We start from the raw sequence: 25,481 nt of genomic DNA, 5'->3' as shown, positions 1-25,481 counted from the left end.
ACTCACATAATAAGGATAAATAAATGAACTTTTCACTTGCCCTGCTAGCTGCTGTTTTTACTGTTAACTTTTCAACGATGGCCATTGATAAAGTTGTTTACGGTGAAGATAATCGCCTTGATCAATTCGAAGTAACGGATCAAAACAAATTAGATGCTCAAATGTCTACTTTAGCGATGATCCCTAAGTCTAAATTAACAAAAAAGACTGAAAACACTTACCTTGCTGATGATTCAAAAATTGAATTATGTGATGGTGAGAGATTTAATAAGCAAGTTGATGTTGCTGACTGTTCAGGCTTTCTAGTAGAAAAAGATAATAAGCAATATGTTGTAACTGCTGGTCACTGTATGACTTCAAAAGCAGACTGTTATGATAACTTTTGGGTATTTGATTATTCAAAAAAATCTCCAAAAGATGATGCTAGAACAATTCTAGAAAAAAATGTTTATAGCTGTAAGAGAATTGTTGCTCAAAGACTTGGACGCACAAGTGGTGAAGACTTTGCTGTTATCGAACTTAATCGTGAAGTAACTGATCGCAAGCCTCTTGAATATCGTAAAAGAGATGAAATCCAAAAAGGTGAACAAGTATATGTTATCGGTCACCCTTCTGGTCTACCATCTAAAGTTGCTGATGGTGCATTTGTTCGCAAGGCAAATGAATGGTTTAGCTTTTCAACTAACCTAGATACTTTTTCTGGAAACTCTGGTTCAGCAGTATTCAATGAAAAGACAGGTCTTGTTGAAGGAATCCTTGTTCGTGGTGATCAAGATTATAACTATAATCCAAGAAAACAGTGCTACGAAGCAAACAACTGTCACATGAACGGTTGCGGTGGAGAAGACGTTTTCAGAATCACAAGAATTCTATTCTTAAGAGATCCAGTTCAAGACTAATTTTAAAAACTAAATTTACCATCCAAGCAAGAGTTCACTCGTTCTTTTGCTTGGTTGATATCTTCGTTAAAGACTGCCCCAACTTCCACAGTTAAATTCTCTAAAAGCATTTCTAAATACTTTGATTCGGCCGAGCCTTTGTCCGTTATCTGAAGTAATTGTTGGATATTATCAATGAACGTTTCAATATCTTGTTTTTGAATATTTGATTTAAAGAAATTAATTCGATCCTTTTTAGAATCAAACTGCCTAATCTCTCTGTCTTGCGAAAGCTTATCGAGAGTTTCTTCTAATTCTGTTGGACTACTCAATGGTCTAAACGCATCCTTCTTAACAGTTGGAATCATTGTTGTTGATCGACCTTGAGATGATTCAATAATATAAAATTCTGAACCGCTCATATCCTTGATTTCAGTAATTACGCCAACTCCAAAGTTAATCGATACTACCTCTTGTCCTATTTCTAATTTTGGCATAAATCCCCTTTCGTTAGATATGTATTATAGCACAAGTAAGTTAGAATTTCTTGAAGGCAATCTATTCGTTAATAAGCAGCGTCAATTGACGCTCAATCCTTTTTACTTCATTACATTGGTGGTATAAACCTTCTAAAATACTTTATTTTAAGGGGATTTAAGAATGAGTACTAATAGTTTTAAAGAAGCTATATTAGAGGGTATTCCTAAGACTTTACCAAAATATAAGAAATATGAAGAGGATATTAACCACGCTCCAAAACGTAAACAAATTCTATCTCAAGAAGAAGAAAAGCTAGCGTTAAGAAATGCACTTCGCTATTTTCCAAGTGAGCTTCATGCTGAACTACTTCCAGAATTTAAAGAAGAATTAGAAAAATACGGCCGTATCTATATGTATCGATACCGCCCTGATTATAAAATTCACGCACGCTCAATTGAAGAATATCCACATAAGTCAAAACAAGCAGCGGCCATTATGCTGATGCTTTCAAATAACCTTGATTACGCTGTTGCTCAACACCCGCACGAGTTAATTACTTATGGTGGAAACGGCGGCGTTTTTTCAAACTGGGCGCAATATCTATTAACGATGCAATACCTTGCAACAATGACTGATGAACAAACGCTTGTTCTCTACTCTGGTCATCCAGCAGGATTATTTCCATCGCACAAAGATGCACCAAGAGTTGTTGTCACAAACGGGATGATGATTCCTAATTACTCTAAGCCAGATGACTGGGAAAAGTTTAATGCATTAGGAGTAACTCAATACGGACAAATGACTGCTGGGTCATTCATGTATATTGGGCCACAAGGAATTGTTCACGGAACAACAATTACTGTACTCAATGCTCTAAGAAAAATTTCCAAAGAAGCTATTACTGAAACGGCCGGAAAAGTTTTTGTTACAGCAGGACTTGGTGGAATGTCGGGAGCACAACCAAAAGCTGCGGTTATTGCAGGTTGTATTGGTGTAGTTGCTGAAGTAAATCCAAAAGCTGTTAAGACAAGACATGAGCAAGGATGGGTTGATGAAGTTTTCACTGACCTAGACGAAATCATTGCTCGCATTAAGAAAGCTCAAGAAAATAAAGAAGCTGTCTCTCTTGCTTACCAAGGTAATATTATTAACCTATGGGAGAAGATTGCAGAAAGTGATCTGCATATTGACATTGGTTCTGACCAAACTTCTCTTCACAATCCATGGGCCGGTGGTTACTACCCAGCGGATCTTTCATTTGAAGAATCAAATGAGATGATGGCAAGTAACCCTGAACAATTTAAGAAAGAAGTTCAAAAAAGTTTAGTGAGACATGTAAATGCAGTTAATAAACTTGCAGACAAAGGAATGTACTTCTTCGATTATGGAAACGCATTTTTACTAGAAGCATCTCGCGCAGGTGCTGATATTATGAAAGAAGGAAGTACTGAAGACTTCAAGTATCCTTCATATGTTCAAGATATTATGGGGCCAATGTGCTTTGATTACGGCTTTGGACCATTTAGATGGGTTTGTACATCAAGCACACAAGAAGATCTTGATCTAACTGATGAACTTGCAACACAAGTTCTAGAAAAACTAATGCAAGAGTCTCCAAGTGAAATCACGCAACAGATGCAAGATAATATCACGTGGATTAAAGGTGCAAAAGAGAACGACCTAGTTGTTGGCTCAAAAGCACGTATTCTTTATGCTGATAGTGATGGAAGAATTGAAATCGCTCTTGCTTTCAACAAAGCACTTCGCGAAGGAAAACTAAAAGCACCAGTTGTTCTTGGCCGCGATCATCACGATGTATCAGGAACAGATTCTCCTTTTAGAGAAACATCAAATATCTACGATGGCTCACGATTTACTGCTGATATGGCTGTACAAAACTTCGTTGGTGACTCATTTAGAGGAGCTACTTGGATTTCACTTCACAACGGCGGTGGTGTCGGTTGGGGTGAAGTAATTAATGGTGGCTTTGGAATGGTTCTCGATGGAAGTAAAGATTGTGATCGTCGAATCAAGTCGATGCTTTTTTGGGATGTAAACAATGGGATTAATCGTAGAAGTTGGGCCCGTAATGAAGGTGCAACTTTTGCAATTAAAAGGGCCATGGAAAAAGAGCCTCTTTTAAAAGTAACGCTTCCAAATTTAGTTGATGATTCTTTATTATAAGAAAAAGAAAAGCTCCCACTATGGGAGCTTACTCTTATGCCGCAGTTTTGTAGTTTAAACTAAAGGGGTAGTAAATTTCCTGGGCATCTTTATTAATAATATCCTCGACCAAGGATATAAATTCAAATTCGTCTAGGCCATTTAATGAAGCCGCTGTCCAAATTGGCGATAATTTTTCAGAAAAAAGGTCTGCATTGAAATCTCCGTCTGATGTTGTTTCTAAATAAATCCCTTGCACCTCATTTCTTGTTTCATTTAAAAAAGTTTGTTTAAAATTGTCTTTTTGCATTCGAACGTCCCCCGTAAAGGTAAGTAACAAAGAAAAGTAACGTGTACTTTATTACTACTCATCCATTTTGCAGCAATTTTGAATTTCTAAGAATTAATTCATGCAATTCAATAAATTCAATAACTTAAATTAACTCAGATGAATAAAAATACATGATATTATCGTGAAATATTGTCAGCTTTCCTTGGCAATAAATAAAAACTAATGAACTCGTCCATCTGTCGAAACTCTTCATTGTGTTCTTTTTAAAAGCGAACTATATTGAGGCCATGAAAGGTATCATTTTATTAAGTATTGCTTGTGCAATCTGGGGTCTTGGCTTTGCTGGAACTCGATTTACACTAACTGACTATTCTCCTGTTTGGTCAAATTCACTACGCTATATCTTTGCTGGTTCATTTGCCTTCGTGATTTTATTTTTTAGAAATGATTTCAAAAAACTAGCGGGTAATAAAAAAGAAGTTATGGGTGGTCTAATTTGCTCTGCACTTCTTATGATGGCCCTTCAGCTCCAAACTGTTGGTATTGCCATGACAACAATGGCAAAGGCCGGCTTCTTTACTGTTTTCTACGCTATTATTACGCCGATTATCTCCGTTCTCTTTCTTGGTCAAAGAGTTCGTAAAACATTCTGGCTTCTACTATCAACTTCTATGCTTGGAATTATGATGATGAACGGAATGGACTTTAGTAATTTTAATATGGGAGATATTTTTGTTATTGCTTCGGCAGTCTTCTTCTCTCTTCATATTATTGCTACAGATCGCTACGCTAATGATGTTGAAGCTGTTCGCTTCAATTTTCTGCAGTGTATTTTTATGGGACTTATGGGCCTAATATTTGCTCTGATCTATGAAGGGCCAACTAGCTTATCTGTTCTTTATACAAACTCACCATTTAACTTCCCATCACCACTATGGGGATTCTTAATACTTTCGATCTTTTCTTCTTTGATTGCATTCTCGCTGCAAATAACGGCCCAAAGAAGTATCCCTGCTCACATTGTAGGATTAGTCTTCTTAAGTGAATCAATCTTTGCAGCTTTATTTGGTTATATTTTATTTGGGGAAACGCTAGATCCTACAGCGATTGCTGGATCGGTGGTTATTGTTATATCTGTCGCACTTGTTCCAAAATTTACTAATATTAAAAAAGATGAAAGTGAATCTGAAGAATTATTAGAAAATACCGGGGCATCGTCTGTTGTCAACGATACCCGAGCATAAGTAATAACGACCTTAAGCCGCTAATGGAATATCGTTTGAAAATGGAAAGATAACATTATCTATTTGAGTTGGGATTACTTCTTCAACGATAGTTGCGAACTCGTCCTCTGTGAGGCCATTGATTTGTGCCTCCGACCAAATGATTTCTAATTTTTCATTAAAGACATTACAATTAAACTCGCCTTTAATTTTCGATTGAGAAACGATTGATTTAATCTCATCTCTTGCATGGGCAATAAACGTCTCTCTAAAGTTTTCAATATTCATTTGTGTTCTCCTCGTCATTTAACCAAGGGGCAACCCTCTCTGGAACCCTTTTGGCTATTTAGCTATTATGCAAAGGTTTCGCTAAACTCTAACGAGAAAAATAATTTGATCTAATTTCAGATAGTTAAAATATGAACAAAGAGGTCAATCGTAGTGATTTTATTGAATTAGGTAATTTAAAAGTGCCATAGTAATATGCCAGCTTCAATAAAAACATAGACTTATAAATTCACGTAAATTTATAGCGAACAACTCGTAAGTCCTTTCTTTTTCAAGTACTTTTGGTGGTACTCTTCGGCAATGACATAATTATTCAATAATTCAAGTTTAGTAACAATTGGATTTTTAAAGCAACCACTTTCTTCAAGCTCTTTAATGGCCTTTGCTCCAGCTTCTTTTTGTGCTTCGTTACTATAAAAAATCACACTACGATATTGAGATCCAACATCAACGCCCTGGCGATTTAAAGTAGTTGGATTATGGTTATTAAAGAAGATATCTAATAGGTTTTCAAACTTTATTATTGATGGATCATAAGTAATTTTAACTACTTCAGCGTGACCAGTTGTATCAGTACAGACTTCTTCATAAGTCGTTTGGTCGCTTTTTCCACCTGCGTAGCCAACTTCAGTTTCAATGACTCCCGCAAGCTTTCTAAAGGTTTCTTCGACACCCCAAAAACACCCTGCTCCAAAAACTGCGACTTCGATATTGTTCATTGCAAACCTCCGATTTATTTCGTAATTTAACCGACATATGAGCAAGAAAACAAGAAAATTCTTAGAAAAGAAATTTGAAAAAGAACTAGAAATAGCAAAAGAAAAGGCCGTTCACGGACGACATGAGATCATCATTATTTTAGATCATCTAAAGGGTGGCTTTAATATTGGAAAGATACTTAGGTCATGTGAGATCTATAGTGTTCACGAAGTTCACATTGTTGGAACAAAGTTCTTCGATGTAACCATTGCCAAAGGTGCACTCAAAAGAGTAAAGACATTCTTCTATGATAATATTGAAGATTCGATTGAGCGAATTAATGAACTTGGCTACACTCCTCTTACTCTCGATTCAAATGCACAGACATTTTTAAATGAAAGTGAACTTCCTAAGAAGTCTGCCTTTATCTTTGGCCATGAAGAATTTGGTCCACTAAAAGAAATGCCTGGAATTGAAAGACTAAAGATCAAGCAATATGGAATGACAGAATCTTTAAACGTCTCTATTGCTGCAAGTATTGTCATGTACGAATACACTAACCAACACGCTAGCGAGTAAAGTAAAAATGATTGAAACAAATAACCTCACAAAGAAATTTACTAGTTATAAAAAAGAAGAAGGATTTAAAGGAAGTATTAAATCGTTCTTTAATCGTAACCCTATAACAAAATATGCCGTTAATGACTTTAGCTTCAAAGTTGAAAAAGGTGAAATTAAAGGCTTACTTGGTCCTAACGGAGCAGGAAAAACAACACTTATGAAAATGCTTACGGGAATTATTGTTCCCTCAAGCGGAGAAGTTACAATTGCAGGCTACAAACCTTGGCAACGTGACAAAGAGTTCAGAAAGAAGATAGCTCTAGTTATGGGGCAAAAGTCTCAACTTTGGTGGGACATTCCGGCCATGGACTCTTTTCAATTACTTCAAAAGTATTATGAAATCCCAGATGACCAATTCAAAAAGAAGCTTGGTTACATGGGTGAACTTTTAGATGTAACAGAATTATTTCATATTCACGTAAGAAAGCTTTCTCTTGGGGAAAGAATGAAGCTTGAGTTAATGGCATCTCTACTCCATGAACCAGAAGTATTATTCTTAGATGAGCCAACGATTGGACTAGATTTAGTAGCACAAGAGAATATGAGAAATTTCTTAAAAGAATATCACGCAAAAAATGAGCTATCGATTATTCTAACATCACACTACATGGCCGATGTTCAGGCGCTTTGCAAAGACCTCGTTCTAATCTCAAAAGGTCAAAAAGCATATGATGGCCCTCTTCAGAATCTTGAAAAGATCCTTGGAGATAAGAAATCAGTATACTTCAGCTTTGATAGGGCCATTGATACAAAAGAAGAGTTCTGGTCAAAGCTTGATTGCGACTTCTTAGATAATGCTTCAAGTGTAGAGTTAAGAGTTGATAAGGAAGAGCTTTCAGAGATTTCTGCGGCAATTCTTTCAAAATATCCAGTTGTTGATTTTCATACGGAAAAACTTCCAATTGAGAAAGTAATGAAGAAGATCATGGAGAATCCGGAGATTCTAAGTAATGTCTAATCTTATAAAATGGTGGCAAACCATTAAGATCTCCATTGTAAAGTACACGGCATACCGCCTAAATTTCTTCCTCCAAATAATTGGACCGGCACTGGTGTTTCTCTTTATCAAATACAACTTGTGGACGGCAATTTTTGAAAGTACAGGAAGTGATACAATTAAGGGCTATACGCTTAAGGCGATGCTTACGTACCACGTCTGGGCCTTTGTGGTTTCACAACTTGCCCAAGGTCATACTGCACTTAATTTGGCCCTTGATATTCGAATGGGAAGGATTTCAACATATCTAATCTACCCTTTTAATTTTTGGGAGTTTCATACCGCTTCATTTATTGGCTTTCAAATTATTCAATTATTTGTAACAGGTTTTGCAATATTCTTGTTTTCGATAATTGGTATTTTACCAAGTGTCGACTTACCGACACTACTAAATGGTGTTGGGGTTTGTCTTTTTGTAAGCCTCTTTTGGTTCTCGCTACAATACTTAACGGGTGTTATGGCATTTTGGTTAGAAGAAACATGGATATTGAGAGTAATGCTTCAAATGATCACAGTTTTCTTATCAGGTGCAATTATTCCGCTAGAACTATATCCGGACTTCTTTAGAGAAATCCTTATGTATACACCATTTCCCTATCTAACTTACTATCCAATTAAGGTTTTCATGGGAGAGGCCGTAAGCTATGCAACTTTTTTTAGTGTCCTATCTCCATGGCTAATCCTTGTTAGTGTTATCAGTGCATTAACGTGGCGTCGTGGGATTAAACTTTACACAGCGGCGGGGATGTAATGAGTTTTAGTTCAGAAATTAAACACTATCTTTCAGTATATAAGAAATTTATCTCTACAAGTACTGCCGTGGCCATGAGCTTTCGTACGAGCTTTGTTCTTATGGTTATGATGGATCTTATGTTCTTTGGTTCGGCTTACTTCACTGTTGATTTTATTTTTGATCACGTGGATATGGTCATGGGTTGGAATCGAAACCAATTCATGCTCTTTCTCTCATATGTCTTATTAGTTGATGGCTTCCACATGATTATTTTAAGTCAGAATTTTTGGCGCTTTAGTGATGATTTAAAATCGGGTCAGCTAGACTACACAATCTTAAGGCCACTAAGTTCTATCTTTAGTGTCTTCTTTAGGAATGTAAGGCCTTCCTCAATTCCGACTTTAATTCCTGCAATTGTAGTATTTAGTTATTATGCAAATATAAACAATTTCTCTCTTTTTCAGTGGTTATTAGTTCCTCTGCTGTTAATCCTATCTTTGGCCCTACTGGCAGTTGTCGAGTTTGTCATAAGCTGTGCAATGTTTTGGTTGGTAGAGGGTGTAGGTATTAACTTCTTTAGAATGCAGATGCAGCAACTTTCGCGTTGGCCAGATCTGATATATGGTGCCGCAACGAAGAGAGTCTTTTCAACTCTTGTTCCAATTTTACTTGTAGGCTCGGCCCCTATTCATTTCTTACTAGATATGAGTAAGTGGCACTACCTACTTTTAATGGTAGTTGCCACTGGTGTATTTTGGTTTATCTTGTTAAAGCTTTGGGAACGTGGACTTCAAGTCTACGACTCGGCTTCTTCATAGGCCATATTTAAGCAGCTTGTCTTCTTTCACTTTCTTCACCCAAGAAGACAAGCTCGATCTCTCCAATTGAACGATTCACAAAGCTAACTTCATTTAAAAGCTGATCTGCGATATTTGATGCTCCTTTAGCAATTCCAGTATTTGACTTAGAAGAGACATCGATATTTGAAATTGAATTTTGTAACTCAGAAATCCCCTTTGATTGCTCATACGTTGCAGTAGTAATTTCTGTAATTGAGTTAGTAACATTCTCAACACTATCGACAATTTCTTCAAGAATTTGCCCACACTGATTTGCTACTTCAGAGCCAGAAGTCACACTATTTCTAACTTTTTGAACAAGATCAGTAAGCCTCATATTAGACTCTTCAACAATTGAGTTTACTTCATTAACACTTGTGCTAACCATATCTGAGATTTCAATTGAAGCATTTCCACTCATTTGGGCCAATTTACCGACTTCTTCAGCAACTACGGCAAACCCTTTTCCAGCTTCTCCTGCCCTTGCAGCTTCAACCGAAGCATTAAAAGATAAAAGCTTTGTTTGAAAAACGATATCATTAATAATTTGAGTTCTTTCCTCAATGCGATTAATTAACTCAACGATATGAAGCATCTTCTTATTGTTATCCGAAAATTCACCAACCATCACATCAATATCACTATCAATACCATTCATAGAATGAATCATTTTCTTAACAATTTTCTTACCGACTGCTGCCTTACCTAAACTCTCCTGTGCTAAATTATTTGAAACCTTAGCATTATCAGCAGTCATCCTGACCATAGAACTAATCTCTTCTAGAGAGCTTGAAGATTCTTGTAATGATGAATCTTGTCTTTCACTAGATAGCGATAGTTCATTAGATGTCGATGCAATACTCTTTGCACTCTTTGTCAGTGATCGAGATGTATTAGTTAGAGCAGTGATCGTTGCCTTTATTTTTTGCGATATATTAGATGCATAAGCAACACCGATAGAGAAGCCAAGGATAATTCCAATAAAAGAAACGACGACTAATGTAATTTGTAAGCTACGAGCTGTTGAACTAACCACTGATGCGGAAGTGAGAACTTCTTTAGACAGTCGTTCATTGTATTTATCTAAAACTCTTTGGTAATTTTCAGCAGCTTCTGGACAGTGAATTAAGAAAATTTCTTGAAGTTCAGATCTCGCCTTCTCGTTATTAATCTTTGCAAGTTCAACTGCTCTACCACCAACTTTCTTGAAGTCATTCCACTGCACTTGAAGTTCATTAAATATTTTTTGTTCTTCTGCATTAGAAATAAGACGACTTAGTTTATTAGCTGCTAATTCATAATTATCAATCATCTTTAAAGTGTTAGAAATAGCGCTTTCTCTATTTCTTCGATCCAAGTCCTCAAGCCCAAGAGTTCTAACTTGAATTCGCGTTTTCTGATAACTAACGTCCATTTCACTTAGTAATGAATTTCGAGGAATAATATTCTCGCTAAAGAAGCTTGATTGCTCACTCAATTCACTTACACCGAAGTAAGAAACAGTACTTATAACAATACTGACAACTGATAAAAAGAAACATAGTAGAATTAACTTAACTTTAAAATTCTTATTCTTCATTTATCCTCCATAACCACTTGAAGTATCGTACAGAGGCAAGTTTAATTAAAGTTTAGCATTTAAACTAAACCTATACAGAATAAAAATAAATAGAATTGGATATGTTGAATTCTAACTATTTAGACAATAAAAAAAAATTAAAAAAAACAAAAGTAAAATTAGTGGGACTCAATTTTTTCGCACGCGCCTTGATGTTTTATTTGCACTTTTTGGCAATTTGCGTTGCAAGCACTACCGTAAGTCTTTCCATCAACTCCACACACTGGCATCCAAATCATCGGACAGATACATGGTGCTTTCCCCTGTGGATGATGAGGCTTCATCGGAGAAGTAGCGTCGGGCCTTAGTTGTTTTTTATTTGTAGTCTTATTTTCTTTATTATCACATGCACCGTCAGAGATTTCAGTGGCCCCTGATGCTTGTGCCATACAACGATTTGAGTAAGTCTTCCCATTCCCACAAACAGGACTAAATTCTTTTGTACACTTAAACGCGTAACTATTAATTGTTAGAACAATCGCTAAAAAGAATTTCATATCTACCTACTTTTTTCGAAGTTTACACATATACAAAGGACCTATTTCTCCCTTCGCATCCGGTAGAAATATTGTACCATATTCAGTTTTTTCTCCAAAACCGAAAGTATTTAGTTCTTGAACAAGCTCAACTTGGTCAGCTCTTTTTTTAAGAACCTTAGCTATAACTTCATCATTTTCAAGACTAGATATAGAACATGTTGAATACAGAACTTCACCACCACTTTTAAGGGTCAAAAGGGCCGAACACAGAAGCGAGTATTGAGTGGCCGCAAGATTCTTTGTTCTCTTCTTAGACCACATATTGAGATATTTTTGATCATTTAAAGTATGACGCTCTCCGGAGCATGGTGCATCGAGAAGAACAAAATCGAATTCATCTTTTAGGTTTAGGCCATACTTATTGCCATCAAAGCCGCGAATATCAATGACATCCCTCATCTCTTCTGGCACATACTCTGAAATAACACGGCGTAGGCGCTCTTTTCGATTTCGAGAAAGCTCATTTAAAACAAGATGTCCCTTTCCTTGCATTTCTTCAAAAAGAACTAAACTCTTACCTCCAGGGGCCGCACACATATCAAGAACTTTGGATCCCGGAGTTGGATTTAGATTACGAGCAACGATAACGCTAGCAGCATCCATGATATAGTGGGATTTAATTTGCTGATTTTCACTCACTTCGCCATTAGCATAAACACCTGCAATGATTTCATCGGAATCAATAAAATCACCTTCAAACCAAATATTACGACGATAGGCCTTTTCCTCTTTCTTTGTGAAAGAGTCCTTTAATGAAGGCCATCTCTGGCCCCACATTTGTGAGTAAAAATATTCAAAGCCCTCTGGGCCTTTCGTTGGTGCAGCTTGGTTTTTCATGCGCATCATGTTACTAAATAAGGCCTAAACAGCAAAGTAAAGGATCGTGAAATGGAAAAATTTATTGATCAAATTATCAAAAATTTAAGTGCCAATGGCTTCCCTGAAAAGAAAGTCTCACTTCCAACTGAAAAAATGTATGAAGTTGCAGATAATAAAGGTTTAAGCCTTAATAAAGTTCTCGAAGAATTAAGAGAAAAGAAAATGATCGACAGTGAAATCGGTTCAGAAAAGATCGTCTTTTCAATGCAAAAATTTGAAAATCAACAAGATATGTACGCTAAGGCACAAGAGATGATGTCTCAAATGTCACCAGAAGAGCTACAAAAAATGCAAGATATGATTCAAAACATGTCTCCAGAGCAGCGTGAACAAATGATGGAACAAGCAAAGAAAATGGGGATGATCTAATAGAATCATTTTTTTCTACTCCACTTTCAAGTCTAGAAGACTTCATCACAGAGCATGGATTCACAAAAGTTCATGCTCAAACGATCTATACTCAGATCTATAAGCACGGTGCAAAATCCTTTGAAGAAATTTCTGGATTACCACAAAAGCTTTATTCGTTATTAGAAAAAAAGTACTGCTTTGATTTTCTTGAGATCGCCAAAATTCAAGAATCAGTTGATGATAAAACAGTTAAGCTCTTATTCAAGTTAAGCGATGGGCGCACAGTTGAAACAGTCTGTGTCCCTTTTCAAAAGAAGTATACTCTTTGCCTCTCTTCACAAGTTGGTTGTGCAATGAAGTGTTCATTCTGCTTTACTGGAACTCAAGGGCTAACACGCTCTTTAGAAAAGAAAGAAATTATTCTGCAATACATACAAGCATATGCCTATATCAAAGAGAAATTTGAGGGCCACCAAGCAGCTCCTAATATTGTTTTTATGGGTCAAGGAGAGCCTCTTCATAATATTGATAATGTTGCAGATGCCATTGAAATTCTAAAAACCACAGAGGGCATGGGACTAGGTCCAAGGCAAATTACTCTTTCAACGGCCGGCTATCTTCCGGGAATTAAAAGATTTAGTGAATTAGGAAGCGTTAACTTTGCCCTAAGCTTTCACTCTCCATTTAATGAAGAAAGAAATGAGCTTATTCCATTAAATAAAGCCTACCCTATTGCGGACCTCATCGAAGAGCTTAAGTCTATAAAGCTCATGAAGCGACAATTTCTAACTTTTGAATATTTAATTATTCGCGACTTAAATCATACGAGAAAACACGTTGAAGAAATTGGAAGGCTATTAAAAGATATGCCTGTAATTTTCAATCTAATTCCTTTTAATGAATTTCCAGGTGCACCCTATAAGAGGCCAGAGATGGCAGCAGTCGAAGAATTTAAAGCTGGGCTTATGGAGTTGGGGTTTCATGCAATGATTCGCACAACTAAGGGCGATGATATTCTAGCAGCTTGTGGCCAATTAACATCACAAGAAACGCTTAGCTAATTCAATATCAGGAATTGGACAAGTATCCATTTCCTCACCAATTCGATATCGATTTTTAGCAACTAGTTCATATAGCCAATTTCTTATCACCTTGGGAACGATCTTAAATAGATTGAAATACCCATGGCCAAGCACATCCATCACAGCAATGACCGCATCCGACTTAGTAGAAAGCTTACCATTTTGATAAAAAACTACTGTCGACAGATTCTTAACAAAATCTTGTTGAAGATAATTCAAGGCCTTTGGGTCCTGTAAATTACAGAATTTGACCTTTTTCTTGTGGTCAATTCGATAAATAAACTTGACGAGCCTATTACATATTAAGCACTTACCGTCGATGAAGATGATATTCATACTATCCATTCTACACCATCTGCCAAATTGTAAAAATTATATTTGCTGAGTTAGAACTACATTGTTCATATTAAGTATGTTAGATTTTGCCAACTTTTACCCTATTATCGAGAGAGCAATCTATGAAGAAAATTCTACTTCTTGGTGTTAGTGCCATTACCCTTTTAAATCTTACGTCATGTGGGAATCGTTCAAGTATTTATGACGACAAGGGACCAACTATTAACAGTCAAGGCCTAAAAGGTGATGCTGTTGCTTCAGAAGTTTCAAATGCAAACTTTGTTTGTGACAGATTTTCAAAAAATGGATGTATTGATCAAGTCCTACTTATGGGTAAATTAAATCGTGGAAAACTTCAAACATGTGCAGCTTTCTTTGTTGGTGAATACTTAATTGCGACAGCAAAGAAATGTCTTCCAAGCAAGCAAAAAGATCAGTCGTACTCTGACTGGCTTGACTCAGCTTGTTCGGCAGTTGCTTTCAAAGACCTTAAAGGTTTCACATATACTTGCTCATCAATTGAAAATCAAAAATATTCTGAAATTGCTCTAATCTCAACAAAGCAAAAGTCAAAAGTTGGATTTCTTGAAACAACTAATGAAGGTATTAACTTTGGTGGAAAGAACCAAATCTTTGAACTTACAAGCTTTAAAAAAGGTTTTGAAATTAACTATGCTTTATCAGAAGGTAAATACACGAGAGCAAAGAAAGAGTGTAATGGACTTACAGATTCACTTCTAACAACAATTAACGGATCAAAAGATTCTAAGAACTTTGTCCTTTCAAATTGTGCAATTGATTGGAACTCAACTGGTTCTCCAGTTCTAGTTGATGGAAAAGTTGCTGGTATGCTTCATGGTAAAATCGAAGGTGATGCAGATTTTGGAACAAAAGTGAGTGATAGAGATGGTGTTGCAGTTGCTGAAAACTTTGCATGTCAAACTAAGTTTAACGCTAATACTCCAGCTGCTTGTGATCTTCATAAGCTTGGAGATAAAATTAACAGCCTAAAAAAGACTCTAAAAAATGCCCTTGTTAATAATGGGACAGCTTTTGATGCAAATACTCAAGATATTACAATCTTTAGAAAAGATTCAAATCTAATGGTTCTAGCAACTGAAAAAGCAACGACTTGTGCAACAGAAGGTGAAAAAGGAAGCTTCCAAGCTTGTAAGGTAAACTTACCACTTAAGAACAAATTCCTTTCAACTCTTGATCTTGCAAATGTCGCACTTGATTGTGACAACGCCGTGACAACAAATTGGAAAACAATCAAAATTGATGAGAAGCTAACAAGACAATTTAGCTTTGAAGACTATACTTTGGATGGATACCACGCTGATAGATTTTGGATAGAAATTCCAGCTTGTGAATAAGTAGTAAAAAGAAAAAAATATAAAGGCCGCTCAATCAGCGGCCTTTTTTATTTAAAGTGTATTTTGTAGAAACTCTCTCATTAATTCCCAAGACTCTTTATCTGCTTTTTCATTATAGGCCAATGGAAGATTAAATTTCTTCCCATTCTCAGTGGCCTTAGGATTCGTGAAGGCATGAGTCGCACCTGGTAGGTTCACAAATCTCATAGGAAGCTGCGATCTTCTTATAACCTTCTTAAAATTAGCGATATCGTCTTTTGACACTAACGGATCATCTGCACCATTTATTACAAGTAGCTTTGCCTTTGAGTTCTTTGTGACTTTTTTAATCCCACCTAACGAGCCGTGAAAAGAGACAACTCCCTTCAAGTCTGCCCCTTGGGTAGCATTGAAAAGAACCACAGCACCACCAAAGCAGTAACCGATCGCTCCAATTCGTTCAGCATCGACACTTGGCTGCTCTTTTAAAAGCTCCATGGCCTTATTAAATTTGGCCTTTAGAAGAGTTGGATCTTTAAAAGCTTCAGTAGCAAATTTCATTGCATCCTTAGGATGATTTGCCTGTTTTCCATCTCCATACATATCCAGTGCAATAGCATTGTAGCCAAGCTCAGCAAGTTGATCTGCTCGCTTACGAGCATATTCATTATGTCCCCACCATTCATGAACAACGACTATTCCAGGTCTCTTATCATTCTCATTTCCAGTCAGGGCCATATAGCCCTTAAAAGTCTTATCCCCTACTGTGTAATCAACATTCTCCGTTGTAACAGATGAACAGCTTACAAAGCCCATCATCATAAAAATTGGCAGTAAAATTCTCATTTTTCCTCCTAAAATATTGACTGCCACAACGCAATCAGATAATTATGCATTATGACAAAAACAAGCCTATATAATTTAACTTTAGAAAGTTTCCCATATGATGAAGCAAAAATCATGGGAAAGTGGGTCTATAAAAAGTTAAATTTTAATCCTGACACCTGGGAGAATGCTCCACGTGTAGTTAGAGAAAAGGCAAAAGAATATGACCTATCACTGCTAAAAATTCTTTGGCAGGGACTTTCGAAGGACGGAACACGTAAGTTTCTTCTTGGTTTAGGTGATAAGAACTCAATTGAAGCGGTTCTTATTGAAAGTGAAAACGACAAGCGTCTTAGATCGACTCTGTGTATTTCTTCTCAAGTTGGTTGTGCCATTGGTTGTACTTTTTGTCATACGGCCACACAAGGCCTAACAAGACATCTGCAAACATCTGAAATAGTCGGACAATTTTTAACTGTCTCTAAATGGATGCAAGAGAATGTCGATCCAAAATATCAGATTTCTAATATTGTTTTTATGGGTCAAGGTGAACCACTTCATAACTTCGAGAATGTGAAGAAGGCTTGCTATCTATTAACTGATCCACTAGGTATTGCACTAAGTAAGCATAAAGTTACAATTTCAACATCAGGTTTAGTACCAAAGATCAAACAATGGGAAGAACTACCAGATGTGAATGTTGCCATCTCTTTGCATGCAATTAGAAATAATCTACGTAGTGAGCTGATGCCAATTAATAAACGCTACCAAGTTGATGATCTTCTTGAGGCACTAAGATCAATTCCAGTTAAGAACTCTCGTCGTATAATGTATGAGTACCTCTTAATTAAAGATCTTAATGATACGCAAGAAGATATTGATGGGTTGATAGAAAACCTTCCGAAGAAGGAATCAAAGATTAATATCATCCCATTTAATGAGTATCCTGAAAGTAAGTTTAAACGCCCAAGTAATGAACATATTGAATGGTTTCAAAGATCACTTCAAGCTGCAGGTCTTACTTGTACAGTTAGAGAAACTAAGGGTGATGATATTCTAGCGGCTTGTGGCCAACTGAAAACACAATACGAAAAACTTAATCTTCCATCGTAATTAGATTAGCGAGTCTTTAACAAGTGCAAGAATATCCTTAACAAGCAAAGAGTTCTTCTTCTCTACTCGATAAACTAACGCAATTTGGTCCTTAACTATCGGTGAGTTATTTACAGGAACGAGGTTCTTATAATTAGAGGCCACACGACTTGGAAGAAGACCAATACCAAACCCTTCATTTGTGAGCTTAGCGATAACTTCTAAATTGTCACTTTCAACATGACCATCGATTTCAATCGAGTCATTTTTAAGCTTTCTTAGTAAGTCCTGACTTTGTGCTAATTGAGGATTAAAAATTAATTTATTATTTTTTCTTTTTGGTCGGCTCGACTCAAAAAGCTTAACCTCATCGAGACCCATCTCATTAATAATAAGGTCTGGATGTTTAATAGGATTAACGACAATTCCAAAATCAACTTCAAAATCAATAACTTTTCCAGTAATGATGCGTGAAGAATCGTGAATTAAATTGAAATTTAAACGAGGATACTTCTCGTATATCGATGGGAGAATATGAGGGAGAGAATATATTGCAACTGAAGGATGAATACCAACCTTGAACTCTCCAATAATTTCTCCACCTTCTTGATTAAAGATATTCTTAGCATCTTGCCAGTCTTGTAAAAGCTTATTTGCACGATGATGAAATTCTTCACCAAATTTAGTAAGTTCAATTCCGCTTTTAAGTCGAATAAAAACAGGAGCACCAAGTTCCTCTTCTAATCTTTTAATTGAATAACTTAATGCCGGTTGTGTTAACCCAAGTTGTTCTGAAGCTCTAGTGACATTCTTAAGCTTGGAAACAATAAGAAAATTTCTTAAGTCATCTAATTTCAAAGACATTCGATACCTACTTTATTAATTCATTAATTAATTTTTTATAATCCATTCCTGCTAATTTTGCGGCCATGGCAAATTCATCTTTTGTTGCGACATTTGGATTGGGGTTGGCTTCAATTATATAAGGAATACCTTCTGGACATACTCGCAAATCAATTCGTGCATAACCTGTTAGCTCTAATACTCTATAAGTTCTTTTACAAATTTTTATAATCTTATCTTCCAGCTCTTTTGTTATCTTAGCTTTTCCAGTCTCAATACCTTTATCCTGTCTGTATTTAAGACTCCATTTAGCTTTTTCAGAGTAAAGCTTAGCAAGTGGATTATCGATATTATTAAAAGCAAGCTCTAAAATGGGAAGAACCTTCAGTCTTTTCGCTCCCATTACTCCAACGAAGAACTCACGACCTTCGATAAATTCTTCAATAATTACATCTTCCTCATATTTATCCATAAGATAAATAATGCGCTCAATTGCCTTTTCAGGAGTTTTAACTATAGATGCCGAACTAATTCCAAGAGATGCATCTTGATAGAGGCATTTTACAATTAATGGATACTTTAATTTCTTCGATATTTTCGTAACTTTGGCTTTTGAGCGGCTTGTGAAAACCTGAAACCCAGGTGTCTTAATCCTGTGGTACGAAAGAAGTTTTTTGGCCAACGCCTTATCTCTTGCTATCATGAGCCCGCGTGGATTGGCCCCTGTATATTTAACTTTCAGTAATTCAAGGTAAGAAACAACGTTTTGATCAAAGAGTACTTTTCCATCAAATTCCTCTAAGAGATTAAACACAACGTGTGGCCTAAACTCTTCAATGGCCTCTCTTAATGGCATAAGATCAGAGTAGACACCAACGATATTAACTTCATGACCTATTTCTTTTAGTGTTGAAATAACATTATATTCCGTAATCCACGGTTTAAATTCAAAGTCGTCTTTTTTCTTATCTTCTTTAGATATATCAGCTGGAGGAATGAGATCAGAATGAACAAGAACTAACACTCTTTTCTTTCTTTTATGACTTTTTTCTTTCTGGCTCACATGACTATCCTGTCGCGCCCCTCTCTAAAGTATTTATCAGCATGCGATAACACAATATTTTGTATGATTTGAGGGCCATACTTATTTGGAATCATAAGCTTTTTAGAACTTGAGATACTTTCCAAATCATTTACAACAGATTCTATTTTATATTGATATTCTTTTGTCAGCAAGGATATATCCCTAACGAGCTCTCTCCTTAAACCACCGATTACTTTATCTAGCTCTATTCCTGTCGTTTCATTATGGATAAGGTACTTTTGAATATGATGTATACTACGACGTGCTTGAGAGCTTTTACGTAATTTCTTTCTTTTAAGCTTAAGATACTCTCTTACTGTTAATTCACTTTCTTCAATACTATCAATCTCTTTATAACAAATGACGTTTGGCTTTTTATTACTTAAGGCCTTCATCATATTATCAACATACTTTAATTTTTTAAGAGCAGGCCAATTTTCATAGACTCGTTTCCAATTAGAACGTGGAGTTAGCCATACTGAAAATGTTTCAGCAAAATCTTCTTCTGGATGAGCTTGCGCATAGTTGTCTTCGAGATGGTACACAAACTTCTTTGAGAACTTCTTGGGTTCATAAAAAGTAGGATATGCGATTTCATGATCGCCAAAGATTGATTTTCTCTGTTTGTCGTCTTTTAAAAAATAAGCATTATCCATGACATGACCACATTCATGTCTCAAAAGCTTCATGAACCAGTCATGAGTCTCCCCCTCACAAGCACCTGTAAATTCTTTTTCTAATTCAATTAGTTTTGGATGCATGAGGGTGAAAGGAACGGCAATACCAGAGATTGAATCTGGACAAAACCACTCGTCACTTAGCCAAACTTTTGGTTTTACGAGTAATTTCTTTGCCGAGAGCTCGCCAGTAAGTTGATCTAAACAAGGAGCAAATTTACTTTTTTCAAAGCAAATATCAAGCTCCCACAACTGAGCGTTGAGAATGTCTTCACGACAAGCGAGGTCCAAATTCAATTTAATCATATTAATCTCTTCAAAGTAGTGGCGATTATAGCCCTAACCAGAAGAAATTAAAGAGATTTTAGCGACCTATGAATTATTTATCAGTTCATAAGTCGTTAATACAAACTTGGCCGTTGCGATTGATTTTTATTTTAAAATCAACGCCTTTAATCTTTGCACGAATATGGGATAAATGCGTGTTAATTGTCTTGTTTGTAACAACAACAGGGCCCCATGTACCAAGAACTAGCTCTTCTAATGTATAGATTCGCTTTTGACTTGAAATTAAGAAATTTAAAACTTTGAATTCTGTCTTAGTTAATGAAACCTCTCCATCATCAACAAAGACTGTCTTTGTGTTGGTGTTGATTCGTAAATTACGAAATCCGATCCACTCATTTTGAAAAACAAATGACATATTTCTTTTCTCCTCCCCCCTCATTTATTTACCTTAAGGGCAAGTGAGATATTACACAAGCTGTAAAATCAACAAGTTACGAATCTTATCGCTACTAATTAAAATAAGTTTGTTTAGGCTAACAATTTTAGCCATTTGACGCTTTATTCTTTAGAGATCGTGCAAACAGATTTGATTATTTCGATTAATTCTTATTCTAAAGTCAACGCCTTTTGTTTTATGACGAAGATGAGTTAAGTGAGTATTGACAGTTTTATTTGCCACTTCCACATCACCCCAAATATATTCAACTAGTTGCTCACGCGGATAGATTCTTTTTCCGCCACTTAATAAGAAATATAGTATTTTATATTCCGTCTTTGTTAATTCGATTTTGCGATCATCCACTAGAGCAAAACGATTTTGTGGATCGAGAGTTAAATTTCGAAAACTAAGTTGCTTTTCACCCGTGGCCTTGTCATTGTCATAAGCGTGCATATTCATTCTCCTCTAAAACTGTAGTTGAGAGAATTTTATTCCATTGAACAAGTCCATGTTTTTGAGGTAAAAAAAGACACATAAAGAATATTCAGTTATTAATTTATATTAAATATTATTAATCAAAAGATAAGAGAGTTTGATGGAAAACAAGAAGGCACTTTTTTGGAGTGGTGGGCTTAGCTCACTAAGTTGCTTAAAACTTTTAATAAAAGAAGGCACAAGCAAAAGTGATATTGTTCTCATTACTCTACTTTCAAAAGAAGGTAATGAAGTTGGCCATACTGGTATACCAGAGGAAATCATCTCTCTTCAGGCCAGGTATATGGGCATCAAGATTGTCAGGCTCTACAATGATGAAATAAGTTCTAAGGTCTTAAATAAATTGAGTGAACAGGGTTACAATTTTTATAGTGGCCAAAGAAATGATAAATTTTCAAAAAATCCTATTATTGCAAATCTAAAAATAAATACACCATTACTCGGTATATCTTATACAAAGCTTCTTGAAGATCAAATTAATCGAGCAATTTTAACAAGTGTGGATAGAGAGGATCATCAACGTTTTCTAGGAAAAGAACTTAAAGATATTGAGATAAATTTTGATGAGATGGATATTGATACTTTTGTTGTTTTTGACCCACTCATGAGAATTCGTATTCCTTTTTCTAAAAATATTATTATCGAAAAAGATAACCACTTTATTTGTAAAATAAGAAATGTCTAATGCCAAAGTATCATCAGAGACTTTGAAATTTCTTTAACATTACTATCATACTTGCTTGCCCCTTCAGTCATATAATCGTTAGTGATCATATTTGGAGGTCATATGAAGAATAAAAGAAAATTCTTATTTGTAGGTGCGCGAATACTTATGGGTGCCACCCTACTTTTGGGAGGAGTTACTCCAGGACTTGGCTTACTTACAGAATCTCAATACACACCTGAAGCGTTAGCTTTCATTAATTCGCTTCAAGACACCGGATATTTATACTACATGATTAAAACACTTGAGATTGTCTTAGGTACAATGTTCTTGTTAAACTTATTTGTTCCACTAACCGCTGTTATCGCTGCACCATTAGTAATTAACATTTTATTCTTTGAGCTTTTTCTTTGTAATTCATATTTAATTGCACCGATTATTCTCATCGCTTGCGAACTTATTGTTTACCGCGAACATCGAAAATTATTTAATTGGCTATTTAAATACCAGATTCATACACACACGAATGATCTCGATGCACCAGATATGATAATTCTATCTGATTTAAAAGAGAAAGATCCAAAGATGTACCAGAACGTTGTTGATTCTCAGTATTATCATAATATTTAAAACAAATATTGAGTTGGCCCGTTATCTGTTTAATTGACAGATAATGGGCTTCTTGTAACTATCTTCCTAAATAATTTATAAAGATAAAGGTGAACTCTGTGAAATTCAGAGACTGTCCCGCAACGGTTAGAGTCCGAGCCCTTCAATTTTATTATGTCTCGGAGGAAGATCATAAAAACACTACTTTATTACGCCACTGCATTCTTACCATTAACATCAATTGCACAGATTACAATTAAGGCCACAAAGCTCGACACAAGTTCAGAAAGAATAACGAGTGCTGTTACTGTAATCACTCGTGAAGAAATTGAAAACACTGATGCCACAACACTTCAACAGCTCTTACAAAGTAAAGCAGCTATCTTTATTGGCCAGACAGGTCAAATTGGATCTGCTTCTAGTCTTCGACTACGTGGGTTGCCTAGCGGTTTCTCAAAAGTTCTCATCGACAATATTGAACTAACTGATCCTACTGATATCAATAATTCATATCAGATTAATCATCTTAATCTGGATAATATTGAGAGTATTGAAATTCTAAAAGGTAGTCAGTCAATTCTATACGGATCAAATGCCATTGGTGGTGTTTTAAAGATCAATACAAAGAAAGGTATAAAGAGCTCTAGTGTTAGAGCTGAGTATGGAAGTTATAATACGGCAAAGCTTGCGGCCCAATCGAGTGGTCACATGGAAAGGCTTAGTTACGGTGTTAATTTTTCATATCTTCAATCAGATGGATATTCTTCAGTAAATGAAGATCGATTAACAAATGCTGAAGATGACTCTTATAAGAACCTAAGCTTCTCATTAAACACGAGCTATCTAATAAGTAATCAGATGGAACTAAACTACCAAGGTCAGTTCATTGATTCAGAAATCGAAATTGATGGCTTCAATTTTGTTCCACCATTTAACCCTATTGATGTGGCAGACAATGATCTAAATAAGTACAAGCAGTACAATAACTATCTGGGGCTTCGCTATAATAGCTCAGATGAGAGATTCAGCCTTACTCCAAGCATTAGGTATTCGACAATTAGAAGAGAGGATCCTCAAGGCTTCACTCCACTATTTCGCGGTGAAGAAACTGATGTAAAGCTTGATGCCACTTATGAATTCTCTAAGAGCTTAAATTCATTCTACGGTATCCAATATCTCAAACAAGATGACTTAACACTTGGAAACTATAGTGAGCTCTTCTCTGTTTATACAACTTTCAATTACGCTTACAAGAACTGGTTTTCAGATCTAGGTGTACGCTTTGATAAATTCTCAACTTTTGATTTAAATACTATCGCTAGTATTGGCCTTGGTTATAACTTCACAAGAGAACTTTCTCTAAAGGGTCATTTCTCTGGTGGATATAAACTTCCAACTCTTTATCAGATAGCAAATCAACTAGAAAATTTAGATCCAACAGACAGTATTAATAGCGAACTAACGCTCTCTTATAAGAAAATCACATATCAAGTTGAACTTACACTATTCAACTATGATTTAAAGAACCAAATTGACTACGATACAATCAATATGGGTTATCTAAATATTGCAAAATCTGAGATTCAGGGTATTGAATTTAACTTTAATCAAGAGTTTCAAAACTCATTTACACTCGCAACTTCTTTAACAATTCAGAAAGCGACAAATAAGGTTACTAATTTGGATCTTGCTAGAACACCAAAGGCACTTGCAAGTGTCGAGTTAGGATACAGAATAAACGATTCTCAAAGAATTACAAACTGGTGGCAATATGTAGGAAAACGAGAAGACTTTGGAAGTATGCCTTCTTATGTAATCGGAAATCTTAACTATGAATATCAGAACTTTAATTTCAAAATCATTAATATCCTCGACAAGGATTATGAAAATATTCGTTACTACGGAACGATGGCACGTAGTTATTTCCTGGGCTACAAGCTCGACTTCTGATGATATTTCTTTACCATCGCAATAGCGATGGTAAAGAATATTATTGATCCAATATTTAAAAAGTAGAAGAAATTAATCGCATCCTTTGCACCAAAATTGTCAGCAATAACACCAAAAACAAAGTGCATAATAGCAATACTTACTCCGATATAACTCATCGTCTGGGCCAATACCACGTGATTCTTTTTTGGAAAGTTATTTGAAATCCAATCAACGATAACAGGAAAACAAAAAGACATGAACAAGGCCGTCATTGGATAAAAGATATGGTGAAATTGTCCTAAACTAAAACATATCAAGCTTGTTAATAATGAAATGTAGATTAACTTATTCGATGATAATTTAATATTTAAGAAGGCAAAGCCTAGCCTTCCTAACATAAGAAATAAAAAGAAGTAAGACAGATAATTATTAGCGTTAATATCTGAATAATTATGAGCTTCAACAAGATAGAATTTCAATCGAGAAGAGAGCATGATTTCAGATGCAACATAGAAACCAGCAAATAAACCAATCATCAAATTCATTAAAAAAGCATTTGGCATTGAACCATCATTCTCTTTTATTTCGTCATGATGAGTGTCTTCAATAAAGAAAGAATAAATAAATACTAATGCACATGGTATTAATAAGAATTTAAAGAAGTGAATCCAATCAGAATTTAAGAAATAAAATAGGGAAAGAATTTGTGGGGCCAATAAAGAGGCTACACCGTAGACACCGTGAAGCCCTGATAAGTAGCGCCTTTTATGTTCTGAAGGTGCACCATTATCAACCATGAAATTCATCGTGATACCTGTAATACCGAAACCGAATCCGGCCCACGCACCAAAGAAGAGACTCAAGTCAAAATTTAAAAAGTCTCCACCTAGTCCAATTCCAAACGTCCCTATCCCCATCATAACCATGGCCATTCGAGTTGCTCTCACAGGGCCAAAACTCGGAAGCCAAAATGAAGTAGTAAGGTATGCAATGAAAGAAGTTATAGACATCAAAGAGAATATCAATGAACCTTTATCTGGCCTGATTTGAAAATATTGTAAAAGCTCAGGATAAACACTACCGCGTCCATTATCAATAAGGCTTAAGGCCACAAGTGATAAGTATCCTAAAGAGACATAACCAAAATTTTTCAAATCAAC

The 25,481-nt window shown here is 35.7% G+C and carries 29 protein-coding genes and 1 riboswitch; of the genes, 14 read left to right on the top strand and 15 right to left on the bottom strand.

Features of this window, described 5'->3' with window-relative positions; all coding sequences use genetic code 11:
• The first annotated feature begins 23 nt into the window (after nt 1-23).
• Nucleotides 24-899, top strand: a complete 876-nt coding sequence (locus C0Z22_RS00945; RefSeq protein ID WP_103216456.1) for a serine protease — start codon at nt 24-26, stop codon at nt 897-899.
• A 2-nt stretch (nt 900-901) separates the two neighbouring features.
• On the opposite strand, the gene C0Z22_RS00940 is transcribed toward C0Z22_RS00945, so the two are convergent.
• Nucleotides 902-1,375, bottom strand: coding sequence for a CarD family transcriptional regulator (locus tag C0Z22_RS00940; RefSeq protein ID WP_103216455.1), 474 nt, complete (start codon nt 1,373-1,375; stop codon nt 902-904).
• A 163-nt stretch (nt 1,376-1,538) separates the two neighbouring features.
• On the opposite strand from C0Z22_RS00940, the gene C0Z22_RS00935 reads away from it, so the two are divergent.
• On the top strand, nt 1,539-3,542 hold the full coding sequence (locus tag C0Z22_RS00935; protein WP_103216454.1) for a urocanate hydratase: 2,004 nt from the start codon (nt 1,539-1,541) through the stop codon (nt 3,540-3,542).
• A 34-nt stretch (nt 3,543-3,576) separates the two neighbouring features.
• Here C0Z22_RS00935 and C0Z22_RS00930 read toward each other — a convergent pair whose 3' ends face one another.
• The gene (locus tag C0Z22_RS00930; RefSeq protein ID WP_103216453.1) at nt 3,577-3,831 is read right to left on the bottom strand and encodes a hypothetical protein; all 255 of its coding nucleotides are present in this window, start codon (nt 3,829-3,831) and stop codon (nt 3,577-3,579) included.
• 269 nt (nt 3,832-4,100) lie between these two features.
• Between C0Z22_RS00930 and C0Z22_RS00925 the strand changes: the two genes are divergently transcribed.
• Entirely contained in the window at nt 4,101-5,057 is a 957-nt protein-coding gene (locus C0Z22_RS00925; RefSeq protein WP_146037742.1) for a DMT family transporter, read from the top strand.
• Between the two features lie 12 nt (nt 5,058-5,069).
• On the opposite strand, the gene C0Z22_RS00920 is transcribed toward C0Z22_RS00925, so the two are convergent.
• Both C0Z22_RS00920 and msrA read right to left on the bottom strand, forming a co-directional pair.
• The gene (locus C0Z22_RS00920) at nt 5,070-5,324 is read right to left on the bottom strand and encodes a hypothetical protein (protein ID WP_103216451.1); all 255 of its coding nucleotides are present in this window, start codon (nt 5,322-5,324) and stop codon (nt 5,070-5,072) included.
• 239 nt (nt 5,325-5,563) lie between these two features.
• On the bottom strand, nt 5,564-6,043 hold the full coding sequence (msrA, locus tag C0Z22_RS00915) for a peptide-methionine (S)-S-oxide reductase MsrA (protein ID WP_103216450.1): 480 nt from the start codon (nt 6,041-6,043) through the stop codon (nt 5,564-5,566).
• Nucleotides 6,044-6,080: 37 nt separating this feature from the next.
• On the opposite strand from msrA, the gene C0Z22_RS00910 reads away from it, so the two are divergent.
• The 4 genes from C0Z22_RS00910 to C0Z22_RS00895 are packed head-to-tail and all read left to right on the top strand — an operon-like array spanning nt 6,081 to nt 9,192.
• Nucleotides 6,081-6,602, top strand: coding sequence for a TrmH family RNA methyltransferase (locus C0Z22_RS00910; RefSeq protein ID WP_103216449.1), 522 nt, complete (start codon nt 6,081-6,083; stop codon nt 6,600-6,602).
• Between the two features lie 7 nt (nt 6,603-6,609).
• The gene (locus C0Z22_RS00905) at nt 6,610-7,602 is read left to right on the top strand and encodes an ATP-binding cassette domain-containing protein (protein WP_103216448.1); all 993 of its coding nucleotides are present in this window, start codon (nt 6,610-6,612) and stop codon (nt 7,600-7,602) included.
• Nucleotides 7,595-8,392 carry an ABC-2 family transporter protein gene (locus C0Z22_RS00900; protein ID WP_103216447.1) on the top strand — a complete coding sequence of 266 codons (798 nt, stop codon included), beginning with the start codon at nt 7,595-7,597 and terminating at the stop codon, nt 8,390-8,392. The genes C0Z22_RS00905 and C0Z22_RS00900 overlap by 8 nt, the downstream gene beginning before the upstream one ends.
• Complete coding sequence (locus C0Z22_RS00895) at nt 8,392-9,192, top strand: ABC transporter permease (protein WP_103216446.1); 801 nt, start codon at nt 8,392-8,394, stop codon at nt 9,190-9,192. Before C0Z22_RS00900 ends, C0Z22_RS00895 begins: the two co-directional genes overlap by 1 nt.
• 7 nt (nt 9,193-9,199) lie before the next feature.
• Here the strand turns inward: C0Z22_RS00895 and C0Z22_RS00890 are convergent, their stop codons facing one another.
• The 3 genes from C0Z22_RS00890 to C0Z22_RS00880 form a co-directional block, all read right to left on the bottom strand.
• Entirely contained in the window at nt 9,200-10,792 is a 1,593-nt protein-coding gene (locus tag C0Z22_RS00890; protein ID WP_103216445.1) for a methyl-accepting chemotaxis protein, read from the bottom strand.
• 158 nt (nt 10,793-10,950) lie between these two features.
• Nucleotides 10,951-11,328: a Kazal-type serine protease inhibitor domain-containing protein gene (locus tag C0Z22_RS00885; protein ID WP_103216444.1), complete on the bottom strand. Its 378-nt coding sequence runs from the start codon at nt 11,326-11,328 to the stop codon at nt 10,951-10,953.
• A 6-nt stretch (nt 11,329-11,334) separates the two neighbouring features.
• The gene (locus C0Z22_RS00880; RefSeq protein WP_158246759.1) at nt 11,335-12,207 is read right to left on the bottom strand and encodes an RsmB/NOP family class I SAM-dependent RNA methyltransferase; all 873 of its coding nucleotides are present in this window, start codon (nt 12,205-12,207) and stop codon (nt 11,335-11,337) included.
• Between the two features lie 51 nt (nt 12,208-12,258).
• Between C0Z22_RS00880 and C0Z22_RS00875 the strand changes: the two genes are divergently transcribed.
• On the top strand, nt 12,259-12,618 hold the full coding sequence (locus C0Z22_RS00875; protein ID WP_103216442.1) for a hypothetical protein: 360 nt from the start codon (nt 12,259-12,261) through the stop codon (nt 12,616-12,618).
• A complete protein-coding gene (gene rlmN, locus C0Z22_RS00870; protein ID WP_103216441.1) occupies nt 12,618-13,661 on the top strand; it encodes a 23S rRNA (adenine(2503)-C(2))-methyltransferase RlmN in 1,044 nt (347 codons plus the stop codon). The genes C0Z22_RS00875 and rlmN (C0Z22_RS00870) overlap by 1 nt, the downstream gene beginning before the upstream one ends.
• Here the strand turns inward: rlmN (C0Z22_RS00870) and C0Z22_RS00865 are convergent.
• Complete coding sequence (locus C0Z22_RS00865) at nt 13,641-14,018, bottom strand: thiol-disulfide oxidoreductase DCC family protein (protein WP_158246758.1); 378 nt, start codon at nt 14,016-14,018, stop codon at nt 13,641-13,643. The two genes, rlmN (C0Z22_RS00870) and C0Z22_RS00865, sit on opposite strands and share 21 nt — an antisense overlap.
• Nucleotides 14,019-14,140: 122 nt before the next feature.
• Between C0Z22_RS00865 and C0Z22_RS00860 the strand changes: the two genes are divergently transcribed.
• A complete protein-coding gene (locus C0Z22_RS00860; protein ID WP_103216439.1) occupies nt 14,141-15,394 on the top strand; it encodes a hypothetical protein in 1,254 nt (417 codons plus the stop codon).
• Nucleotides 15,395-15,445: 51 nt separating this feature from the next.
• On the opposite strand, the gene C0Z22_RS00855 is transcribed toward C0Z22_RS00860, so the two are convergent.
• Complete coding sequence (locus tag C0Z22_RS00855; RefSeq protein WP_103216438.1) at nt 15,446-16,219, bottom strand: dienelactone hydrolase family protein; 774 nt, start codon at nt 16,217-16,219, stop codon at nt 15,446-15,448.
• Between the two features lie 51 nt (nt 16,220-16,270).
• On the opposite strand from C0Z22_RS00855, the gene rlmN (C0Z22_RS00850) reads away from it, so the two are divergent.
• Entirely contained in the window at nt 16,271-17,311 is a 1,041-nt protein-coding gene (gene rlmN / locus C0Z22_RS00850) for a 23S rRNA (adenine(2503)-C(2))-methyltransferase RlmN (RefSeq protein ID WP_103216437.1), read from the top strand.
• Here rlmN (C0Z22_RS00850) and C0Z22_RS00845 read toward each other — a convergent pair whose 3' ends face one another.
• The 5 genes from C0Z22_RS00845 to C0Z22_RS00825 form a co-directional block, all read right to left on the bottom strand.
• Nucleotides 17,312-18,154 (bottom strand): LysR family transcriptional regulator, encoded by an 843-nt coding sequence (locus C0Z22_RS00845; protein ID WP_103216436.1) that lies wholly within the window; start codon nt 18,152-18,154, stop codon nt 17,312-17,314.
• A 7-nt stretch (nt 18,155-18,161) separates the two neighbouring features.
• On the bottom strand, nt 18,162-19,196 hold the full coding sequence (locus C0Z22_RS00840; protein ID WP_103216435.1) for an ATP-grasp domain-containing protein: 1,035 nt from the start codon (nt 19,194-19,196) through the stop codon (nt 18,162-18,164).
• Complete coding sequence (locus C0Z22_RS00835; protein ID WP_103216434.1) at nt 19,193-20,200, bottom strand: putative zinc-binding metallopeptidase; 1,008 nt, start codon at nt 20,198-20,200, stop codon at nt 19,193-19,195. Before C0Z22_RS00835 ends, C0Z22_RS00840 begins: the two co-directional genes overlap by 4 nt.
• A gap of 85 nt (nt 20,201-20,285) precedes the next feature.
• Nucleotides 20,286-20,597 (bottom strand): winged helix-turn-helix domain-containing protein, encoded by a 312-nt coding sequence (locus tag C0Z22_RS00830; RefSeq protein ID WP_158246757.1) that lies wholly within the window; start codon nt 20,595-20,597, stop codon nt 20,286-20,288.
• Nucleotides 20,598-20,747: 150 nt separating this feature from the next.
• Entirely contained in the window at nt 20,748-21,074 is a 327-nt protein-coding gene (locus tag C0Z22_RS00825; RefSeq protein ID WP_158246756.1) for a winged helix-turn-helix domain-containing protein, read from the bottom strand.
• 142 nt (nt 21,075-21,216) lie between these two features.
• Between C0Z22_RS00825 and C0Z22_RS00820 the strand changes: the two genes are divergently transcribed.
• The 3 genes from C0Z22_RS00820 (at nt 21,217) to C0Z22_RS00810 (ending at nt 24,339) form a co-directional block, all read left to right on the top strand.
• Complete coding sequence (locus tag C0Z22_RS00820) at nt 21,217-21,801, top strand: hypothetical protein (protein ID WP_103216431.1); 585 nt, start codon at nt 21,217-21,219, stop codon at nt 21,799-21,801.
• A 102-nt stretch (nt 21,802-21,903) separates the two neighbouring features.
• Nucleotides 21,904-22,410, top strand: a complete 507-nt coding sequence (locus C0Z22_RS00815; RefSeq protein WP_103216430.1) for a hypothetical protein — start codon at nt 21,904-21,906, stop codon at nt 22,408-22,410.
• A 71-nt stretch (nt 22,411-22,481) separates the two neighbouring features.
• Nucleotides 22,482-22,608, top strand: a riboswitch (adenosylcobalamin-variant (AdoCbl-variant) riboswitch).
• Nucleotides 22,564-24,339: a TonB-dependent siderophore receptor gene (locus C0Z22_RS00810; RefSeq protein WP_103216429.1), complete on the top strand. Its 1,776-nt coding sequence runs from the start codon at nt 22,564-22,566 to the stop codon at nt 24,337-24,339. It overlaps the preceding riboswitch by 45 nt.
• Here the strand turns inward: C0Z22_RS00810 and C0Z22_RS00805 are convergent.
• Nucleotides 24,321-25,475, bottom strand: a complete 1,155-nt coding sequence (locus C0Z22_RS00805; protein ID WP_103216428.1) for a sugar MFS transporter — start codon at nt 25,473-25,475, stop codon at nt 24,321-24,323. The two genes, C0Z22_RS00810 and C0Z22_RS00805, sit on opposite strands and share 19 nt — an antisense overlap.
• Nucleotides 25,476-25,481: the final 6 nt, after the last annotated feature.

Origin of the sequence: Halobacteriovorax sp. DA5 (assembly GCF_002903145.1) — a bacterium.
Lineage (GTDB): Bacteria > Bdellovibrionota > Bacteriovoracia > Bacteriovoracales > Bacteriovoracaceae > Halobacteriovorax_A.
Note: the sequence above shows the minus strand (reverse complement) of the source record. Positions and strands in the feature narration are given on the sequence as shown.

Bases quoted from the DNA above. Each gene is read 5' to 3' on its own strand.
- C0Z22_RS00945 (WP_103216456.1), top strand. From the start codon at position 24: ATGAACTTTTCACTTGCCCTGCTAGCTGCTGTTTTTACTGTTAACTTT.
- C0Z22_RS00940 (WP_103216455.1), bottom strand. From the start codon at position 1,375: ATGCCAAAATTAGAAATAGGACAAGAGGTAGTATCGATTAACTTTGGA.
- C0Z22_RS00935 (WP_103216454.1), top strand. From the start codon at position 1,539: ATGAGTACTAATAGTTTTAAAGAAGCTATATTAGAGGGTATTCCTAAG.
- C0Z22_RS00930 (WP_103216453.1), bottom strand. From the start codon at position 3,831: ATGCAAAAAGACAATTTTAAACAAACTTTTTTAAATGAAACAAGAAAT.
- C0Z22_RS00925 (WP_146037742.1), top strand. From the start codon at position 4,101: ATGAAAGGTATCATTTTATTAAGTATTGCTTGTGCAATCTGGGGTCTT.
- C0Z22_RS00920 (WP_103216451.1), bottom strand. From the start codon at position 5,324: ATGAATATTGAAAACTTTAGAGAGACGTTTATTGCCCATGCAAGAGAT.
- msrA (WP_103216450.1), bottom strand. From the start codon at position 6,043: ATGAACAATATCGAAGTCGCAGTTTTTGGAGCAGGGTGTTTTTGGGGT.
- C0Z22_RS00910 (WP_103216449.1), top strand. From the start codon at position 6,081: ATGAGCAAGAAAACAAGAAAATTCTTAGAAAAGAAATTTGAAAAAGAA.
- C0Z22_RS00905 (WP_103216448.1), top strand. From the start codon at position 6,610: ATGATTGAAACAAATAACCTCACAAAGAAATTTACTAGTTATAAAAAA.
- C0Z22_RS00900 (WP_103216447.1), top strand. From the start codon at position 7,595: ATGTCTAATCTTATAAAATGGTGGCAAACCATTAAGATCTCCATTGTA.
- C0Z22_RS00895 (WP_103216446.1), top strand. From the start codon at position 8,392: ATGAGTTTTAGTTCAGAAATTAAACACTATCTTTCAGTATATAAGAAA.
- C0Z22_RS00890 (WP_103216445.1), bottom strand. From the start codon at position 10,792: ATGAAGAATAAGAATTTTAAAGTTAAGTTAATTCTACTATGTTTCTTT.
- C0Z22_RS00885 (WP_103216444.1), bottom strand. From the start codon at position 11,328: ATGAAATTCTTTTTAGCGATTGTTCTAACAATTAATAGTTACGCGTTT.
- C0Z22_RS00880 (WP_158246759.1), bottom strand. From the start codon at position 12,207: ATGAAAAACCAAGCTGCACCAACGAAAGGCCCAGAGGGCTTTGAATAT.
- C0Z22_RS00875 (WP_103216442.1), top strand. From the start codon at position 12,259: ATGGAAAAATTTATTGATCAAATTATCAAAAATTTAAGTGCCAATGGC.
- C0Z22_RS00865 (WP_158246758.1), bottom strand. From the start codon at position 14,018: ATGAATATCATCTTCATCGACGGTAAGTGCTTAATATGTAATAGGCTC.
- C0Z22_RS00860 (WP_103216439.1), top strand. From the start codon at position 14,141: ATGAAGAAAATTCTACTTCTTGGTGTTAGTGCCATTACCCTTTTAAAT.
- C0Z22_RS00855 (WP_103216438.1), bottom strand. From the start codon at position 16,219: ATGAGAATTTTACTGCCAATTTTTATGATGATGGGCTTTGTAAGCTGT.
- rlmN (WP_103216437.1), top strand. From the start codon at position 16,271: ATGACAAAAACAAGCCTATATAATTTAACTTTAGAAAGTTTCCCATAT.
- C0Z22_RS00845 (WP_103216436.1), bottom strand. From the start codon at position 18,154: ATGTCTTTGAAATTAGATGACTTAAGAAATTTTCTTATTGTTTCCAAG.
- C0Z22_RS00835 (WP_103216434.1), bottom strand. From the start codon at position 20,200: ATGATTAAATTGAATTTGGACCTCGCTTGTCGTGAAGACATTCTCAAC.
- C0Z22_RS00830 (WP_158246757.1), bottom strand. From the start codon at position 20,597: ATGTCATTTGTTTTTCAAAATGAGTGGATCGGATTTCGTAATTTACGA.
- C0Z22_RS00825 (WP_158246756.1), bottom strand. From the start codon at position 21,074: ATGCACGCTTATGACAATGACAAGGCCACGGGTGAAAAGCAACTTAGT.
- C0Z22_RS00820 (WP_103216431.1), top strand. From the start codon at position 21,217: ATGGAAAACAAGAAGGCACTTTTTTGGAGTGGTGGGCTTAGCTCACTA.
- C0Z22_RS00815 (WP_103216430.1), top strand. From the start codon at position 21,904: ATGAAGAATAAAAGAAAATTCTTATTTGTAGGTGCGCGAATACTTATG.
- C0Z22_RS00810 (WP_103216429.1), top strand. From the start codon at position 22,564: ATGTCTCGGAGGAAGATCATAAAAACACTACTTTATTACGCCACTGCA.